Origin of the sequence: uncultured Chitinophaga sp., from assembly GCF_937874145.1 — a bacterium.
In the GTDB taxonomy this organism is placed as follows: Bacteria; Bacteroidota; Bacteroidia; order Chitinophagales; family Chitinophagaceae; genus Chitinophaga.
The window spans coordinates 1-2,323 of record NZ_CALNBI010000192.1 but is presented as its reverse complement, the minus strand read 5'-3'; the positions used below and the strand labels follow the sequence as shown (position 1 = coordinate 2,323).

Below are 2,323 nucleotides of genomic sequence, written 5' to 3'. Positions count from 1 at the left end.
GCGAAACACCATGGCAAGGAATTGCTGCAAAGGCACCTGGTCGGCGTCGAGGGTCACGGCTTTACTCTTCTGCAAGAGGTTGCCGTATGAAAAGAAAACATACCCGGTTTGCGCCTTCACGACCGGGAAGATCTTCTCCAGCGGGAGATTTTTCGCTTTGAGCGTAACGGTTTGCGCCAATGGCCGGGCTGAAACGGCCATCGAAGCGGTAAAAATCAGTAAGGTCAGAATTCTCATACATTTCAGCAATTGAGCTGGTAGCCGGCATGTTGCAGTGGGCCACGGCAACCTGCTGGCACAGGATGCGTAGCTGCAAAAAGACGTTTTTTGCATAAATTTGATGCAGTTTGGTTAGATAAAATGCTTACACAGGTAATTGCGTCGAACCAGATCCGCCGGGAGTGTTGCAACCACTTCCGGTTTTTTATGGCAGGACGCTGCGGTTCAGGTAACGGCCGGCGGCGGTTGGCTTTGACGAAAGACGGCTTGCCCCCGGTTTCCGGGCGATTCATTTTGGTTGAGTTTCAATTTCATATATTGTTAGCTTTCAGTATGCTACGGCAACACTACCAGGCGTCGGCCTTCTTCCATCCGGAATTTCACGCCAGCTTCTTCCAACCCTTTCAATAGACCCGCCAGGCTCACATCCCGGCTCAACTCACCCCTGAAACGGATTGCCGGCATTTTCCCCTGATATACGACTTCTATATCATACCATCTTTCCAGCTGCCGCATGACTTCGCCAAATGAGGCGCCGTCCAGGCTGATAAAGCCATCTTTCCAGGCGATAACGCTTTCGGGGTGCGGCTCGTTGCTGACTTCAATATTTTGCGGTTGCGCTTGCTGCAGCATGCGCGCTTGCTGTCCGGGCGCCAGCCTGATGCTTTCGCGCCCTGCGCCCGGGATGGCGATTTTCACGCTGCCTTCGAGCAAGGTCGTGCGGATGGTTTGTTCGTCGGGATATGCATTTACATTGAAATGCGTACCCAACACCTCTATCTCCATGACTTTACCGGCGGACACGCGGAAAACTTTCCCCGGCATCTTCGCTACTTCAAAATAGGCTTCCCCGGTGATCTCGACCTTTCGCTCCGCACCCGTGAATGCCGTGGGGTAGCGGATGGAGCTGGCGGCGTTCAGCCACACACGCGATCCGTCGGGGAGGACGAGATCAAATTGCCGCCCCCTGGGCGTGGCGACGGCATTGTAGCTGGTCCCGTTGCCCGAAACCGTTCCCGGTTCGTACCGGAGCTGCCCGTTTTTCACCACGGCATTCGCTCCCTGCTGCCGGGCTACTTCACCGTCATGCAGGCTGTCGAGCATTACCTGTGTGCCGTCCGCCAATGTCAGGATAGCCCCCTGGCGGCCAGGTGCAATGTCTGCTGCGCTTACCATTTTGTTAACTGATACGGGTGCATTGGTGGAAAACAGCCAGAAAGCAGCGCCCGCCGCCAGTATTAAGATTGCGGCCGCCCACCAGATATGGGCGATGGTGAAGATGTTCCTTCTTCTTTTTGGAATCAGCCCGGCGGATGCGGCCAATTCGCCATTTGAGATGATAATGGCTTCAAGATGGGACCGGATGATTACAGGGTCGGTAACCTGGCTATCCGAAGGCAAACCGTCAAATGCCGCTGCGATGGCGTTCAGATGAACTTCTTCTTCGTTGTCATCTTCGAGCAGGGCAAACAAGGTATCCACCTGTTCCAGGGTGGCCTGGTCGGCGAGGTACAATCCCCAAAGTTCCTTTATTTGATCGCTGTCTTTCCTCATATCTATTACTAAAGGCGAACTATCGGGGAAACAGGACTATCTTCCTAACAAATTTTCTAAAATAAATACCAAAGGCTGAAAAGCAGGACGGGGATTTCGCCATGTTGGCGCATATATGTGCGAATGACCTGCAGATTTTTAACCATATGATTGCGCACCGTGTTTTTGCTGAGGCCTAACCTGTCGGCAATTTCCTGGTAACTCAACCCTTCTTTTTGTTGCAGTTCGAAGATGCGACGGCCCTGATCCGGCAACCGGCCGATGGCTTCCGAAATAAGCCGCTCCACGAATTTCAGGTCGTACTTGTTTTCCTGGAAGATGTCCGGATCGCCGTGGAGCGCTTTGTTCACGGCATACTGCATTCTAACCTCCAGCGCATCGCGGCGGATCCGGTCGAGGCTGCGGTTGGCGGTCATCCGGTAAAGGTAAGCCACCGGAGCTTCTACAGCCGCGAGCTGCTGACGGTTTCTCCATAGCTGGGTGAATACTTCCTGGACGATTTCCTCTGCCCAGAATTCCGATTTGAGCAGCTTGAGCGCGTTCCACTTGA

The 2,323-nt window shown here is 53.7% G+C and carries 3 protein-coding genes; all 3 read right to left on the bottom strand.

The features are described from left to right. On the bottom strand, nt 1–237 hold a 237-nt coding region (locus tag Q0510_RS09040; RefSeq protein ID WP_298710224.1), incomplete at its 3' end, for a hypothetical protein. A 318-nt stretch (nt 238–555) separates the two neighbouring features. Further along, nucleotides 556–1,773: a FecR family protein gene (locus Q0510_RS09035; protein ID WP_298710222.1), complete on the bottom strand. Its 1,218-nt coding sequence runs from the start codon at nt 1,771–1,773 to the stop codon at nt 556–558. Between the two features lie 56 nt (nt 1,774–1,829). Continuing rightward, the coding region (locus Q0510_RS09030; RefSeq protein WP_298710219.1) for a sigma-70 family RNA polymerase sigma factor at nt 1,830–2,323 on the bottom strand (494 nt) is incomplete at its 5' end.